Source organism: Caballeronia sp. AZ1_KS37, assembly GCF_023631165.1.
In the GTDB taxonomy this organism is placed as follows: domain Bacteria; phylum Pseudomonadota; class Gammaproteobacteria; order Burkholderiales; family Burkholderiaceae; genus Caballeronia; species Caballeronia zhejiangensis.
The window spans coordinates 221,068-236,674 of record NZ_JALQDP010000030.1 but is presented as its reverse complement, the minus strand read 5'-3'; the positions used below and the strand labels follow the sequence as shown (position 1 = coordinate 236,674).

16 protein-coding genes are annotated in these 15,607 nt (G+C 64.2%); 2 read left to right on the top strand and 14 right to left on the bottom strand.

The annotated features are described in order from the left end of the window. Positions 1-9 precede the first annotated feature (9 nt). The 8 genes from NCS00_RS17315 to NCS00_RS17280 form a co-directional block, all read right to left on the bottom strand. Positions 10-2,397 (bottom strand): DNA polymerase II, encoded by a 2,388-nt coding sequence (locus tag NCS00_RS17315; protein WP_250440602.1) that lies wholly within the window; start codon positions 2,395-2,397, stop codon positions 10-12. A 164-nt stretch (positions 2,398-2,561) separates the two neighbouring features. After that, complete coding sequence (gene flhC, locus NCS00_RS17310) at positions 2,562-3,233, bottom strand: flagellar transcriptional regulator FlhC (RefSeq protein ID WP_008353370.1); 672 nt, start codon at positions 3,231-3,233, stop codon at positions 2,562-2,564. An 18-nt stretch (positions 3,234-3,251) separates the two neighbouring features. After that, complete coding sequence (flhD, locus tag NCS00_RS17305; protein ID WP_008353371.1) at positions 3,252-3,569, bottom strand: flagellar transcriptional regulator FlhD; 318 nt, start codon at positions 3,567-3,569, stop codon at positions 3,252-3,254. 538 nt (positions 3,570-4,107) lie between these two features. After that, on the bottom strand, positions 4,108-5,190 hold the full coding sequence (locus NCS00_RS17300) for a purine-nucleoside phosphorylase (RefSeq protein WP_033536139.1): 1,083 nt from the start codon (positions 5,188-5,190) through the stop codon (positions 4,108-4,110). A gap of 98 nt (positions 5,191-5,288) precedes the next feature. Next, positions 5,289-7,844 (bottom strand): mechanosensitive ion channel domain-containing protein, encoded by a 2,556-nt coding sequence (locus NCS00_RS17295; RefSeq protein WP_175979333.1) that lies wholly within the window; start codon positions 7,842-7,844, stop codon positions 5,289-5,291. Positions 7,845-7,989: 145 nt separating this feature from the next. Continuing rightward, complete coding sequence (locus NCS00_RS17290) at positions 7,990-8,916, bottom strand: cation diffusion facilitator family transporter (protein ID WP_175979332.1); 927 nt, start codon at positions 8,914-8,916, stop codon at positions 7,990-7,992. Positions 8,917-8,931: 15 nt separating this feature from the next. After that, the gene (gene selD / locus NCS00_RS17285) at positions 8,932-9,987 is read right to left on the bottom strand and encodes a selenide, water dikinase SelD (protein ID WP_250435750.1); all 1,056 of its coding nucleotides are present in this window, start codon (positions 9,985-9,987) and stop codon (positions 8,932-8,934) included. A 32-nt stretch (positions 9,988-10,019) separates the two neighbouring features. Further along, on the bottom strand, positions 10,020-10,583 hold the full coding sequence (locus tag NCS00_RS17280; RefSeq protein ID WP_250440601.1) for a putative glycolipid-binding domain-containing protein: 564 nt from the start codon (positions 10,581-10,583) through the stop codon (positions 10,020-10,022). A gap of 236 nt (positions 10,584-10,819) precedes the next feature. Between NCS00_RS17280 and NCS00_RS17275 the strand changes: the two genes are divergently transcribed. Next, entirely contained in the window at positions 10,820-11,242 is a 423-nt protein-coding gene (locus NCS00_RS17275) for a BspC domain-containing protein (protein ID WP_250440600.1), read from the top strand. A gap of 6 nt (positions 11,243-11,248) precedes the next feature. Here NCS00_RS17275 and NCS00_RS17270 read toward each other — a convergent pair whose 3' ends face one another. Next, positions 11,249-11,773: an RrF2 family transcriptional regulator gene (locus tag NCS00_RS17270; RefSeq protein WP_008353382.1), complete on the bottom strand. Its 525-nt coding sequence runs from the start codon at positions 11,771-11,773 to the stop codon at positions 11,249-11,251. Positions 11,774-12,172: 399 nt separating this feature from the next. On the opposite strand from NCS00_RS17270, the gene NCS00_RS17265 reads away from it, so the two are divergent. Continuing rightward, positions 12,173-12,397, top strand: coding sequence for a hypothetical protein (locus tag NCS00_RS17265; RefSeq protein WP_008353384.1), 225 nt, complete (start codon positions 12,173-12,175; stop codon positions 12,395-12,397). Between the two features lie 67 nt (positions 12,398-12,464). On the opposite strand, the gene NCS00_RS17260 is transcribed toward NCS00_RS17265, so the two are convergent. From NCS00_RS17260 to NCS00_RS17240, 5 genes are all read right to left on the bottom strand, one after another. Further along, positions 12,465-13,256, bottom strand: a complete 792-nt coding sequence (locus NCS00_RS17260) for an anti-sigma factor family protein (protein ID WP_250440599.1) — start codon at positions 13,254-13,256, stop codon at positions 12,465-12,467. Next, positions 13,253-13,777 carry an RNA polymerase sigma factor gene (locus NCS00_RS17255; RefSeq protein WP_008353386.1) on the bottom strand — a complete coding sequence of 175 codons (525 nt, stop codon included), beginning with the start codon at positions 13,775-13,777 and terminating at the stop codon, positions 13,253-13,255. The genes NCS00_RS17260 and NCS00_RS17255 overlap by 4 nt, the downstream gene beginning before the upstream one ends. A gap of 46 nt (positions 13,778-13,823) precedes the next feature. Next, entirely contained in the window at positions 13,824-13,964 is a 141-nt protein-coding gene (locus tag NCS00_RS17250) for a hypothetical protein (RefSeq protein ID WP_250440598.1), read from the bottom strand. A 74-nt stretch (positions 13,965-14,038) separates the two neighbouring features. Next, on the bottom strand, positions 14,039-14,419 hold the full coding sequence (locus NCS00_RS17245) for a COG4315 family predicted lipoprotein (RefSeq protein ID WP_250440597.1): 381 nt from the start codon (positions 14,417-14,419) through the stop codon (positions 14,039-14,041). A 165-nt stretch (positions 14,420-14,584) separates the two neighbouring features. After that, a complete protein-coding gene (locus tag NCS00_RS17240; RefSeq protein ID WP_008353388.1) occupies positions 14,585-15,571 on the bottom strand; it encodes an AraC family transcriptional regulator in 987 nt (328 codons plus the stop codon). Positions 15,572-15,607: the final 36 nt, after the last annotated feature.

The window sequence follows — 15,607 nt, the reverse complement described above, 5'->3', positions numbered from 1 at the left end:
ACTCGGAACTCAGAACAGCTCTTTCTGACCGGACATCAGCGCGGTGAAATCGTCGCGCAGGAAAGGCAGAATGCCGTCCGCGACCGGCTGAAGCTGCTTGCTGACGTAGTGCTCGTAGTCGATCGGCGCGTGGCGCGCTTCCACCGGTTCGGGACCGGCCGCCGTCATCACATAGCTGATCCAGCCGCCGTTCTGATATTGCAGCGGGCGTCCGGCACGCGCGTTGTACTCATCGGCGATGCGCGCGGCGCGCACATGCGGCGGCACATTGCGCTGATAGTCGCCGAGCGTGCGGCGCAGGCGCTTGCGATAGACGAGCAGTTCGTCCAGCTCGCCGCGCCGCGTGCGTCCGACGTACTCGCGCACGTAGTCCGCGTATGCCTCACCCTTGAATACGCGCAGGTAAAGCTCCTGCTGGAAGCGTTGCGCGAGCGGCGTCCAGTCGGTGCGCACCGTTTCGAGCCCTTTGTAGATGATTTCCTCGGTGCCGCCGGCGCGCGTCGTGAGGCCGGCGTAGCGCTTCTTGCTGCCCTCTTCCGTGCCGCGGATCGTCGGCATCAGAAAACGCGTGAAATGCGTTTCGAACTGCAATTCGAGCGCGCTGTCGAGCCCGAAGGTCTCGCGCAAATGCTCGCGCCAGTATTCGTTGACATGCGCGACGAGCGCGCGGCCGATGCGCCCCGCGTCTTCCTCGCTGCGCGCGCGCCTCAGCCAGACGAAAGTGGAATCCGTATCGCCGTAGATGACGCCGTAGCCGCGCGCTTCGATCAGCTCGCGCGTGCGATGCATGATTTCGTGACCGCGCATGGTGATCGACGACGCGAGACGCGGATCGAAGAAGCGGCAGCCGCTCGATCCGAGCACGCCGTAGAACGAATTCATGATGATCTTCAGCGCCTGCGACAGCGGCTTGTTGCGCTGACGCTTCGCCGCTTCGCGCGCTTCCCACACTTGCGCGACGATCGCGGGCAGACAGTGCGTGTCGCGTGAAAATCGCGCGCCGCGAAAGCCGGGGACCGTGGCGGTCTCGTCGGAAGCCGCCATGCCTTGCGCGAGCCCGGCCGGATCGATCAGAAACGTGCGGATGATCGACGGATACAGGCTCTTGTAATCGAGCACGAGCACGGAATCGTAGAGACCGGGACGCGAATCCATGACGAAGCCGCCGGGACTGGCTTCCTCGGGCACGTCGCCGAGATTCGGCGCGACATAGCCGAGCCGATGCATCCGCGGCATATACAGATGCGTGAACGCCGCGACCGATCCGCCGCTGCGATCCGCCTGCAAACCGGTGACGGTCGCGCGCTCCAGCAAAAACGGCAGCAGTTCGGTCTTGTCGAAAACTTTCGTGACGAGCTCGCAGTCGTTCACGTTGTAACGCGCGAGCGCGGGCTTGTCTTCCTGAAAGCGCCGCTCGATCTCGTCCATGCGCGCGTACGGACTGTCGATGGCCTTGCCCTCGCCCAACAGCGATTGCGCGACGTACTCCAGGCTGAACGACGGAAAATTCCACGTCGCCGAACGCAGCGCCTCGATGCCGTCGATGACGAGCCGGCCCGCGATCGACACGAACCAGTGATCGCGCTTCATGCCGTGCTCGCGCCATTCGACCGTGCCGCCGTCGCGGCCGAGCGTAAGCGGCACGCCGTAGTCGTCGGCGTGCCGCTGGAGGATGCGCAAGTCGAACTGCACGACATTCCAGCCGATGATCGCGTCCGGATCGTGATGCGCGATCCACGCGTTGAAGCGGCGCAACATGTCGGCGCGGGTGTCGCAATAGTCGAGCGCGAAATCCGCTGGCTCGGCGGCGCCGGTCGGCGGTCCGAGCATGTACACCTGACGCGCGCCGCAGCCTTCGAGCGCGATCGAATAGAGATCGCCCTTCACGCTCGTTTCGATATCGAGCGACACGACGCTCAGCGACGGCCGGTAATCCGGCGCGGGCTTCAGTTCGCTGCAAATGTAACCGTCGCGCGGCGCGCCTTCGAACGACACCGGCGCCGTGATAAAGCGCTCCATCAGATAGCGCTCGTGCGGACGGATATCGGCCTCGAAGACATTGACGCCGGCGCTTCTCAGGTTCTTTTCGAGCGCGAGTAACTGACGATACTGCGGGCAGTAAAGCCCGAGCACCGGCTTTTGACGGAAGTCCTTGAGCGGCAGCTCGCGCAGATACGTGTCGCGCACGCCGGCGACGACAGGCTCCGCCTTCGCGCGATCTTCGGCGCGAATGAACGCGACGCTCGTCTGCGTCGCGATGCGGATCTTTCTCGGGCCGTCGTCGGTCGCGAGCCAGAAATCGACTTCCGTCCCTGCCGCGGTGTCGCGCCAGTGGCGAGTCAGCAGAAAACCCTGTTGTGCGGTAGCCAAGCCGTTATCTTCGAGAGCGCGTGCCATCGAAGCATTTTACTGGGCGGCAAAAGAAAAAAGCCCGGCACGCCAATCGGCGCCGGGCTATGGATTCGGGAAAACGGGCGGGAAGTAAAACGCGGTAGCGGCGAGCCGGACATCCACCATCCTCGCGGACAGTCCCCGGAAGGAAAGCCGGCGGCCGCTACCGCCTAAGCAGCCTGTGCGACCAGGCTAGCTCGTTGCGGCTGTAACGCCGCTACTGCCGCTACGTTAGCGAGTACCGTGTGCTCCGCATGCTCCGGCACTTCGTTCTTCGACATCACTACCTCCAGCGCGGCTTCTTTGCTGGCCTGTTTCGCGGCCGCCGCTTTCTTGGTCTTCCCCGCGCGTGACGGCGGCTGGCAGGCCCCGCACACCACGTTGTTCTGCAAATCATGTTTGTGTGCGACAAACTTCCCGGTGCAGCGGCAGCAAGCCGTCATCTGCAGCATGCCCGCGTCGAAGAAGCGCACAAGAGTCCAGGCCCGCGTAAGATCGAGTACCGCCTCGGCGCCGCTATGGTTGCAGTGCTCGAGATACAGCCGATACCCCTTGGTCAACGCATCGAGATGCGAACAGCCGGCTTCGTTCTTCAGGAACGTATAGGTGTTATAGAAAAGCGATGCGTGGATATTGGCGAGCCACGTCATGTACCAGTCGGCCGAGAACGGCAGCATGCCCTTCGGCGGCGACACGCCCTTCACTTCGCGATACAGGCGGATCATGCGATCGCGCGAGAGCGTGAGTTCGCTCTCCAGCACTTGCATGCGCGCGCCGAGCTCGATCAGCGCGATGGCGCGGAACACTTCCTGGGCGTCTTCAGTGAGGCTCTTCTTCAGCATGGCTCGCTCCGTCATCACTTAAGCGAACTGTTCGGCCGGCTGGCCAGCCAGCAGGATTGCCGCGTGCGTCGGCGCGATGTCCGCGTTCTTCGCGGGCTGCACCAAGGCCGACAGCATCGTGTGATCGTTGAAGCGGAATGCGCAAAGCAGGTTATCCGACGACGCGAGCTTGACGACCTGTGCGAGCGTGAGCCCCGACAGCAGATCGGCGAGTTCCGCCGACAGACCGAGCCGGAACATGCCGATGGCGCGGTCTTCGCGCAGTAGACGCTGCGCGAGCATGATGTACGACAAATTGATTTCCCGGATCGATTCCAGCGTTTCGCGACCGTTCATGGTTGCAACTTCCAGTAAATCCCCGATTTCCCGCCGGCTTTTTGCCGATGTCTTTTTTGTGCCTCACCGGACGCGTTCTGCCCGGCTACGTACTGCGTAATCTTTGTTTCAGTGCGTTACATCTTGTAACAACCACTGTGAGACGGATTCTAAGAACTGTCTGAACCTAACGCAAGAGTGTCTCAATAATATTTTGTTGCAAACAACACTTTAGGTCGGTAATTTTTTCGGTCTGGAGAATTTGACCGATTCTTTGATCCGGTGCGTATTTGTCTAACGTTTGCGAGGTCCGCCCGGCGCGGCTTCGTTTTTATCTTGATAATCGCCTTCCGCGCCATATAACGGGCATTTACGGGATTCCGTTGACGCCAAGACCCAGCTTTTATTCGCCATTCATCGGACGTGAAAGAGCAAAAAAATGCCGCGAAATCGGCGATTACCGATCCGCGGCAGGTTAGGTAATAGTTACTTGGTCGCAGTAAAAGAGTTGTTACTGCCAGAAACATGGCCTTGTTACCGGCTTTGTAACGCTGTGGCGTTACTTTTGCGGGATGCCTTTGCGCCAGGCGCCCCAATGTGTAACAACCTCCTGTATGAATGGATTGCCCGTTCGATACAGGTTTTCGATGGCCGGCGCAAAGCCGCCCTGATCGGCGTAATTGAGCAGATTGTCCGAAGCGGCTTGCCCTTCGTACGGCCGGTCGAAGTCCGATCCGGCGCGCAGCACCGCCACGCGCGACAGATCCACCCGTTTCACGCTCGCCGCGCGCTTGAGCGCCTCGTACGTCGCGTTGTCTTCCTGCTGCGTCGTGCAATAGACACCGCGCCCGTCGGTCAGGAGGCGCGTCCACTCCCTCGCCCGCTCGCCGATATATTTGCCGGACCACCACGTATCGCCGGCGAGCGTGTCGCACTGGATCACGCGCGGCGGCTGGTTGGCCGGCGCGTAGTTGAATTTCGCGCGCGCGACTTTCGCCTGATCGCTGTCCGAGAGCGTGACGTTGCGCGAGATCGCGAAGGCCGCATCCGCAAGCGACGCATTGAGCGCGAACGCCTCCGTCCGATAGTCGAGCGGCGGTTTCTCGTACGGACTTTTCGTGTTGATGCCGAGGAAACCCGAAGGCCAGTCGGCGGGCTTCTCGCGCGCGTCGAGTTCCCATTGAATGCCGAAATCGACGAGATACTTCGCCCAGGCTGCCGAGCCGACCGTGCCCTGCTTCGGATCGATACCGGCGATGCCCGCGACGAGAAAATACGTGTGCCGCAGATTGAAGCGGTCGGAGAATGCCAGCGCCATCATCGACGCGGCCGCGTTGGTGTGACCCATGCCCGTCGTGATGACGCAGACATCGTCGCGATTGCAATTGACCTCGGGATAATCCGGCGACAGTCCCGGCACCTTGATCGCCTGCCACGGACCGAGCTTGTCGAGCCAGACCTGGCCCTCGGGGCCGAACATCGTGACGATCATCACTTTGACGTGGCGGCCGCCTTCGGGGCCGCTGTCATCGGATGGCTGGGCGAACGCGCAACCTGTCAGGGTCGCGAGGCCGGCGGCGAACAGTGACGCACAGGCGGTTTTTCTGAGCTTTATCGATCGTGACGCGCGGAGTTTTCTCATGGCGAGCGGATCCTCGTAAGGGTTCGACCTTCGAAAGAAGACCGCGCCCGGCCAGGGCGCGGTCAACCCGCACGATTATAGGAGCGCTAACCGAAAACTCAGGTGCCGCTTTGCGATGACCGCGGCGGCGGCGCGTTCGACGCGACGTTCGCCGAACCCGCCGCCTCGCCCGTCGGATGCTGCGCGGCCTTCGACGGCTCGCCGCGCTGATCCGCGCCCGCCTCGTCCGCGTCCTGAACGCCTTCCGGGCCGCCTTCCTGATTGCCGCCGTTCACGATCACGAAGTTGCGCTGCGGATTCGCGATCTCGATGCCGCGCGCCGTGAACTCGTTGAGAATGCGCCGGTTGAACTCGCGCTGCACCGGCCAGCGCGCGCTGTCGCGGCACTGGATCTGGCCGGCGAGCGTGACGGTCGAGCCGTCGACGGCATCGACGCCCCAGAAACTGAAGTCGGAGAGAATGCCGTCGCGGAATGCTTCGTCGTCACGCAAGGCGGCGCCGATTTCCTTGAGCGTCGAAATGGCGAGATCGACGTCCTGACCGAGTGCGATCGAGACGCGCACCGCTGCATTGCCGATGCCGCGATTCGTGTTGTTCACCGTCGAGACCGAACTGAACGGCACGGTGTAGAGCGAGCCGTCGCCGCCGCGCAAGCGCACCGTGCGAATCGACAGATATTCGACCGTGCCCGACACGCCCGCGAGCGTCACCCAGTCGCCGACCTGCATCGCGTTTTCCATCAGCAGGAAGATGCCTGTGATGAGATCCTGCACGAGCTTCTGCGAGCCGAAGCCGAGCGCCACGCCGAAGATGCTCGCACTCGCGAGCAAGGGCGCGGTGTTCACGCCGAGTTCCGAAAGGCCCGTCAGCACGACGACCATCGCGATCACGATGAAAAGGCCGGTACGCATCATCGGCAGCAGCGTGCGCAGGCGCGCGGCGCGCAGACGCTCGCCGCTCGCGGTCCATTGTTCGAGCCGCCGTTCGACGACGATGTTCGCCGCTTCCCACACGAGCACGGCGAACACGGCCGCGATCACGATGGTGACGAGCGCCGACGCGAGCCGGTTGCCGACGCCGCCCGACGTGAAGAAATGCACGATATCGACGTGCCACACCTGCAGCAGCGCGACCACGGTGATGACGGAAATCAGCGCCTGCACGATGCGCCGCAGCGCCGGGTAATAGCGATACGCGCGACGCCGCGCGATCGACTCGCCGGCGAGATCCTCTTCGTCGTTCTGATGGAAAACGCGGCCGAGCGCGCCGAACGCGACGATCGCGAGCACGCGCGCGCCGACCAGCACGAGCAAGGACACGCCGCCGAGATGAAACAGCGTGCGGTAGCCGTTCTGCACGTCGAGCGCCCACACGAACCACAGCGCGATCACGAAGAAGATCGCGACGCCCGCCCAGATATCGGCGAACCACGCGCCGACCAATCTCACCGAGCGGTTCGAACGCGCGCGCTGCCGGATGCGCTCGGCCACCGAATTGCGGCTCTGGAAGATCACGAATGCGATCATCAGATGCACGATCAGCAGCGTGACCTTCAGCACCGCGATGCGCGCATCGCCCGACAGGCCGATCGGTTCGCCGGCATTGGCGAGCGCGATGCCCGCGCCGGCGGTGCACACGATGCGCCGCACCCAGCGATGCGTGTACGCGGCGGCGGCATCGCGCATCTGGATGAGGCGCAGTCCGGGCGCGCGCGGCGCGACGAAAAAGCCGCTCACGATTACGACGGCGCGGCACGCCAGATAGACGTCGATGAGCGAGCCCGCGACGCGCGCCTCGGCCGTGTTGTCGTCGATGAAGATCGACATCAGCAACGTCACCACGCCGATGAACACGATCAGCGGAACCAGCGACAGCAAGCCGTACAGGAGCGCGCTCGGCAGGCGCTGCAACAGCGTCCAGTGACGCGCGGCGTGACGCTGGCCGCGCGCGGTGTCCGCCTTGCGCTCGGCGAGATGCATCGCGGTGGCGTCGCCGGTTTGCGCGGCGGCGTCTTCCGCGCGCTCGGCGGCGTGCTGTTCGCGCACGAGGTCGGGATCCTGCTCCTCAGCATCGGCGACGCCGCGTGCCGCGATCCGGGCGCGCGGGCGCTTCAGCAGGCGCAAGCACAAGAATTCGAGCAGCAACGCGGGAATCAGCGAGGCCAGCACGGTCCACATGACATGGCCGATGAGCGCGCGCCCCGCGTCGCTCGACGTACGGTCGCGCCACCACGAAATCACAGAGCCGAAATCGAGCAGCGCGACGGTCGAATGCCGCAGCCCCGCGCCGATCTCGACGAGCCAGTGCCCCGCCTGCCGCGACAGTTGCGACGCGAGCCCATTCGCGGTCAACGAATGCGCGAGCACGCCCGATGCGCCCGATGCCGGCGCCGCGGACGATGCCGCCTGCGGCGCGCTCGCGGGCGCGGCCAGCGCGCCTGCCGCGGCGATCGCGCGCAACGTATCCGCGACTTGCGAACGGCGCGCGGGATCGTTGAGCACGGCAAGCGCATCGCGCGCCTGCTGCGGCGTCAGCGCGACCGCCGGCTGCGACGCGTGCTGCGGGGAAGCGGCTGCGGCGAAGGAGGACTGGGAAAAGATCGGGAGAACGCTCGCCACGGCGACGAGCAGCACTGCAAGGAGCAATTTGCGCATGGGTCGGATGAAGATCACAGAATTTCAGGGACTCGATGCGGACGACGCGCACGCCATATGCTAGCGCGATGACGTCCGCGCGGCAGGAGCGGTCCCGGACGACCCTGAAAGCCGTAGCACGCCGCGCTCCTGGCCTGCCCTCGCCTCATGCGGCCGTCGGCTCGCCGCGATCGCGTGCTACGTCGGGTTCGAAGAACACCCAGCGCACTTGCGGAAAGGCGCGCTGCAGATCGTCTTCGATGATGTTGATCGCATCGATCATCGCGCGGCCGCTGGCGTAATCGATCATTTCGGCCTGCACTGCCACCACGACGTGCTTGCCCCATTGCAGCGTAATGAGGCTGATGATGCGCGTGATTTCCGGGCGCGTGCGCAAGTGCGCGTCGATCGCCTTGCGTACTTCCGGGCTCGCCGATTCGCCGACGATCATCGACTTCACTTCACGCGCAACGAGAAACGCGATGATCATCAGCAGCACGCCGACGCCGATCGAGCCGGCGGCGTCGTAGGCCGGGTTGCCGGTGAGCATCGTCATGAGCACGGCGGCGAACGCGATCGCAAGGCCGAGCAGCGCCGCGACGTCCTCGCCGGCGACGACGAGCAATTCCGATTCGCGCGTTTCGCGAAACCATCGCCATAAGGTTTTGTTCGGCGCGCCCTTGCGAATTTCGCGGATCGCGCCCGCGAGCGAAAAGGCTTCGAGCACGACGGAGATGCCGAGAATCACGAGCGCGACGATCGGGTTCGACAACGGCTCGTGATGCATCAACCGATGCGCGCCCTCGTACACCGAGAACGCTCCGCCGACGAAGAACAGCAGCAGCGCGACGATGAGCGCGTAGAAATAGATTTCGCGCCCGGAGCCGAGCGGATGCAGCGCGTTCGCGGGCGCCTGCGCGCGCTTCAGGCCAAAGAGCAGCAACAGTTGGTTGCCGCAATCGGCCGTGGAATGGATGGCTTCGGCGAACATCGCGCCCGAGCCGGTGAAGGCAGCCGCCCCGAACTTGCAGACGGCGATGCCGAAATTCGCGGCGAGCGCGTAGAAAATGGCTTTCGGGGATTCTTCCTTCATGCGTTTCGAGTTTGTTTAGCTGACGTCGACGTGGCCCCGGCCGTCCACCATTTCGCCGATGATCGTCGCGTCGTGAAAGCCGTCCGCGCGGAAGATCGCGAGCACGTCGTTCACGGCATGCGGGGCGCACGACACGAGCAGGCCGCCCGAGGTCTGCGGATCGGTCAGCAAGGCGCGGGCCTCCTCACCTTCCTTGCCTTCGACGTTCAACGAGATGTCGTCGCCATACGCGCTCCAGTTGCGTCCCGACGCGCCCGTGTAGATGCCCGCGCGCACGAATTCGCGCACCTGCGGCAGCCACGGCAGATCGGCGTAACGGATGCGCGCCGTCAGTTGCGCGCCGCGCGCGAGTTCGAGCGTGTGACCGAGCAGGCCGAAACCGGTGACATCGGTGAGCGCGTGCACGCCCTCGAGCTGCGCCAGTTCCGCGCCGGGACGATTGAGCTTGGTGGTCGCGTCGATCATCGCCCTGTAGCCCGCCGCGTCGAGCTTGTCCTTCTTCAGCGCCGCCGACAGCACGCCGACGCCGAGCGGCTTGCCGAGCACGAGCACGTCGCCCGAGCGCGCGGCCGCGTTGCGCTTCACGCGCGACGGATGCACGATGCCGAGCGCCGCAAGCCCGTAGATCGGCTCGACCGAATCGATCGAATGGCCGCCCGCCACCGGAATGCCCGCTTCCGCGCACACCGCTTCGCCGCCCTTCAGCACTTGCGCGATGACTTCATGCGGCAGCACGTTGATCGGCATGCCGACGAGCGCGAGCGCGAGAATCGGCTTGCCGCCCATCGCGTAGACGTCGGAGAGCGCGTTGGTCGCGGCGATGCGGCCGAAGTCGAATGGATCGTCGACGATCGGCATGAAGAAGTCCGTCGTCGCGACGATCGCCTGCTCGTCGTTGAGCTTGTAGACGGCGGCATCGTCGGCGGTGTCGTTGCCGACCAGAAGATTCGGGAACGCGGGCAGCGGCGTCGCGCGCTTGAGCAGGTCGGCGAGCACGCCGGGCGCGATCTTGCAGCCGCAGCCGCCGCCGTGGGACAGGCTCGTGAGCCGGGGGGAAGTCGTGTCGGTCATAGTGGAAATCGGTTGAGGCGAATGTCTGCGTATTATCGCCGGATGCGCGTGAAGAGGCCGGGATAGTCGATCACGAGGCCGTCTTCGTCGACGGTGATATCCGCCGTGAAGCCCGTGTCGAGCCCTTCGTAACGATAGCGACAATCCGGCTCGATGCACGTATAAGCCTGCTCCACCGCGCTCACGCCGAGCTCGGGCACGCGCACATAGGCGACGCGAATCACGCGCCGTTCGCCGCGTTCGAGTTTCAGGCGGCGGATGGGCAGCGTGTTGGTGAAAGGCGTCGCGGTGATGTCCACGTCGATACAGCCGCGCAGCGCCTCGAGCGGCTCGCCGCTCGCATCGGTCCATGCGTGCGCGTCGCCGTTGTCGCCGTCCCTGCGATGCAGATCGAGCGATGCGCCGCCCGCGAGCTTCAGCGCGAGCCGCGTCACTTGCCAGCGCGCATCGCATTCGATGCGATACACGAGACCGAAGGCACGCGCTTCGTCTTCGCCCACGACCGCGCTTTCGATCACGATGCCATCGCGCGTTTCATCGAGAACGAGATGCTCGAGCCCTGAGCCGTCTTGTTGCGACCATCGCACCGCTTTCATTGGGCACCTCGTTCGCGTGTTTATCGGCATCAAAGGATACATCGCTGCGGGCGAGGCTTTCGATCGGCATTCGACCTGCGCGAATCGCTCGACGTCACAAAACGTCACACGGTATACTTCGCGCCATTCCTGCGCAGGCGCGCGCACCGCACGTTCAGCGCCATTCACGCGATCCGTGCTCCGGCGATCCGCGCTCTGCCCGAACATCTCCGAACGCCCTTTTCATCGCCCATCGCATGAAGAACATTCTTGCTCCCGCCCTGGCCGCGCTCGCTTTGTCGGCGTCGATGTTTCAGCTCGTCCAGGCGCAGCAAACGCCGGACGTGCCCGAGGATTATTCGTATCTGACGAGGCTTCACGTGCCGGATGCCGTCGCGCAATGTGTCGCCGCATTCGATCGCTGGGTGGAGAACGCGCCGAAGTACGACACGCTCATCGTGCCCGACCGCCGCGTGCTCTCCGCGAAGATCGACGACGATACTACGATCTTCAGTGTCGGCAACCCGATTCCGGTCGATCAGGTCATCGTGATGCGCGCGTTCGCGAAGGCGCGCGGCAAGGAGCAATGGACGCGCGTAGATAGCCGCTGCGGCGTGCGCGCCGGACATGTGGTCGGCGTATCGCTCACGCCGAACATGAAGCCGAAGATCGTCCGCTAAAGTCTTTCAGCGCTTGGCCGCGCGGCGCTGGTCCGTGCGCCCGCCGAGCCATTTGACGACCTGCGGCCCGAACGTGCGCGGCGCTTTCGCATGCATGCGCCCGGAGAGATCCGCCAGCCGATCCGCCGCGAGCGCTTCACGCATGCGCTTTTCGGCGTTCTTCATCACCGCGTGAACCGCGCATACGCCGCTCGTCGCCCAAGGCGGCGCGTCGTCGCCGAACACGGCGCAGCGCGCGCGAATCTCCCTGCATTCGAAGAGAGGCTTGTCGCCGTCGATTGCGTCGACGACATCGAGCACGCTGATTTCCTTCGACGGACGCGCGAGCGCGAAACCTCCGCGCGCCCCTTCCGTCGCGACGACGAGTCCCGCCTTGTGCAGCTTCGTGAAGAGCTTCGCGACGTATTCCGCAGGCACGCCCTGCAATTCCGCCAGATCGCGCACGCTCGCCTCGCGCACGCCGTGTGGCGGCTCCGCGAGATACAGCATGCAGTGCAGCGCGTACTCGACGCCCGTGCTGATGTGAGACATGTTCACTCCGACATTTCGAATCGGAGTTCAGGATAGCGCGTCCTGCATCCGCCGTACAACGGCGCACGACGGAGCTTGTAGACGCCCGTCGCGAATATTTCAGATTACACGTTTGCTTACAAACGAACACGGCTTGTCATTTTGCGAACCGCTAAATTGGTCTCCATGGATTCACACGGAGAAACCCATGAAGAAACTAGCGATCCTTGCAGCGTTGAGCGTGTTGTTGGGTAGCGCGCTATCGGGCTGCATCGTCGTGCCGGACGGCGGCGGTTATCACCATCATCACGATTACTACCGTTGATAAGCCGGTCCTGAACCACACGCCAAAGTTTGGCCGAACTGCGACCAATCGACTCGCGGTTTCACCGCCAGGCAAACGACCAAGGAGCACACATCATGAACAAGACGAAGAAAAGCCTGTTGATCGCTTCCCTTGCCGCCGCGCTGGGCATGGGTCTCGCAAACGCGGCGTCGGCGGACGTTCACCACGGTCCCACGCATCGCGTGACGGTCGGCTGGCATGGCGAGCGCTACTGGGACGGTCATCGTTACTGGCAGCGTCAGGAATGGGAACGCCATCATCACCATGTCGCGCCGCCTCCGCCGCATCGCTATCGATAAGCACGATCGCGCATGAGAAAGGCCGCAACGATCACGCATCGTTGCGGCCTTTTTATCGATTCCCGGCTCACCAGTTCTTCGGATCGCCGCCCAGCTCCTTGCAGGTGTCATAGGCGATTGCCTGCAGCTTTTCCTCGCCGATCTGCCCCGAAAGCGCATAGCCGACGCGATTCCACGCCCAATAGAACGTGGTGCGTTGTCCGTCCTTCAGCGTGCGGATCTTGCTGTCGTTGCGCCTGATCGTGGCGGTCGTCATGTAGAGCGTGAGGCGCTCGCCCGCCGCGTTCTGATACATGAACTGCGCGGCCGGACCCTCTTCGTCCGGCAACAGGCGTCCGCCGACGAGCTGAAATCCGTACTCGGCCAGCGACGGAATCGTCACCGCGCGATTCAGCCGTTTCGAGAGCCAGGTGACGAGATGATCTTGCTGCGACGCCGCCACTTCCACCGCGTGCCGCTGCTCGGGCGCGTACACGGCATACGCGATATCCGCGCGTTCCGCGAAGCGCGGTTTGTCGCCGAGCGCGGGCAGGAGCATCTGCAACAGGAATCCGCACCCGACCCCGACGGCCATGAAGCCTGCCGCGATCAGATAACGCTCGCGCGAGCGCGGCCGCAGACGCACGATCTGCGGCTCGCTCTGATCGGCGAAGAGCGCGCGCAACGCATTGTCCTGCGCACGATACGCGGCGACGGTCGCCTCGCTCGCGGGATTGCCCGCGACGCGTTCGGCCACGGCATCGCGCTCATTGCCGGGAAGTTCGTCGTCGATAAAGGCGGACAGCGCCTGCAGATCGCGATCGGGTTTGGGCGGCCCCATACGGTCGCCGCCTTCGGATGGACGGTCTTGATTGGTCATGAGCGGCTCACCACTTTCAGCGACGAAGGCGACGCCTTGCGGCCCGATTCCTCGCCGAGCAGAACGCGCATGTGCTCCCGCGCTCTCGACAAGCGCGACATCACGGTTCCGGTCGGCACATTCAACACCACGGACGCCTCCTGATAACTCATTTCCTCGACACACACGAGCAGCATCACTTCGCGCTGCTCGACCGGCAGACAGTACAGCGCACGCTGCACGTCGCGCAGCACGAGGCCGTCGACTTCCCCGCGCGGCGCGGCCATCTGCCGCCAGGGCGCGCTTTCATCATCGACGGCGATATCGCGGCGACCGCGCAACTGGTCGATATACAGATTGCGCATGATCGTGAACAGCCACGCGCGCAAATTCGTGCCCGCATGAAACGACCGGGCGCGATTGAGCGCGCGCTCGGTCGCGTCCTGCACGAGATCGTCGGCCCAGGCGCGATCGCCCGTCAGCGCGCGCGCGTAGCGGCGCAACTGCGGCAGATGCGCGAGAAGATCGCTCTCGAAGCTCAAGACCGTGCGTCCTCTTGCGTGCGGGGCGAGCCGGAGGCGTTCGCCATCAGTAGCTGCCTCCGCCGGCAGGTCCGCTCGGCGCGCCAGAAGAAGGCGGCGCACTTTGCGTACCGCTCGCGCAGCCCCCTGTGCCGAGCGCGAGCCCGAGCGCGATCAGGAGCGCCGTCACGCCGATCGATCGTTTCATGGTCGTTACCTGTTGATTGAAAGACTGGCGGACTCGCCGATTTATTCCGCGAGCCCGCATCGATGCGAAGGCGCTCAGGGCTTCACGACGTGCCAGACATCGCGGAAATTGTCCCCGTTCTTGTCGCCGGGCTTCGTGTCCTTCGCGAAGCGATAGACGCGCTTGCCGTCATAGGCCCACTGTTTGCCGCCGTCGGCGGATTCCATGGTCCATTTCCCGCTCGGCTTGTCGGAGTCGCTCGCCATCGCGGCGGGCCAGGCCTGCGCACAGCCGCCGCTGCACGCGCTCGGGCCGCCTTTCGTGTCCTTGTCGAAGGTGTAGAGCGTCATGCCGTTTTCATCGACGAACATGCCGTTCGATTCTTTCGGCGCCGCAGCATGCGCGGACGACGCGACCGAAGCAAAAGCGGTAGCGACGGTTGCGGCAGCGACGAACATCTGGATACGCTTCTTCATTTCATCTTCCTTGTTGTAGAAGTATCCGTAGAACGTTCGGAAGCGCTGCACTATTCCGCGGACGATGAAATAAATCGATGCGGCAGCGCCGTCGCATCGCCTGTCGGCAATCCATTCAAGACCATTCGCGCGCGCTCGGCCAGTGCTTCGTTGAAATTTCGGTGCTCAGGCCCCCGCGGCGGCGGCCGTCGCGTCGCGCCAGCGGCGGGTGTCGCGCAACGGCGGCGCACCGAAAAGCCGGCTGTACTCGCGGCTGAACTGCGATGCGCTTTCATAGCCAACGCGATGCGCGGCGGTGGCGGCATCGACGATATCGAGCATCATCAGGCGGCGCGCCTCCTGAAGCCGCAGCTGCTTCTGGTATTGCAGCGGGCTCATCGCCGTCACCGCCTTGAAATGATGATGCAGCGACGACACGCTCATGTGCACGTCCCGCGCGATGTCCTCCACGCGTAGCGGCTGGTCGAAATGCTGGCGCAGCAACTGGATCGCCTTCGCGATGCGCTGCGTCTGGCTGTCCTGCAGCGCGATCTGCCGCAGACGCGCGCCGGAGCCGTTCATCAGCAGGCGATACAGGATTTCGCGCTTCACGAGCGGCGCGAGGATCGGCACGTCCTCGGGCGTGTCGACGAGCCGCAAAAGGCGCAACACGGCATCGAGCATCGAGTTGCCGAGGCGGTTCACGTAGAGACCGCGCGAGGCGTCGGTCTGCGTCGCGGGCGGCAGGCTTTCGTCCTGGATCAGCGACGTGATTTCGTCGACATCGAGATCGAGCCGCATGCCGAGATACGGCTCGGACTCGCTCGCCACCGACACCTGCCCGCACACCGGCAGATCCACCGACGACACCAGATAGTGCATCGGATCGTAGATATAGACCTCGTCGCCGACCATGAGGCGCTTGCTGCCCTGCGCGATGAGCGCGAGCGCGGGCGTCTGGATGCCGTGCTTCGGCCCGCCCGGATTCATGATCCGATGCAGGAACAGCCCCGGCACCGGCGTCTCGACCGAGCCTTCGCAACCGATGGTGAAACGGTCGAGCAGCGCGACGAGATCGAGGCGCGCCTGATCCAGCGCGGCGTCATGACGCGTTTCTTTCGGCTGGTCATGACTTTCTTTTCCGGCGAAGCCGGGCGTGTCGTTCAGAGCCATGGTTTGCGGACCATTTTCAAGATGGGAGAAGTCTGG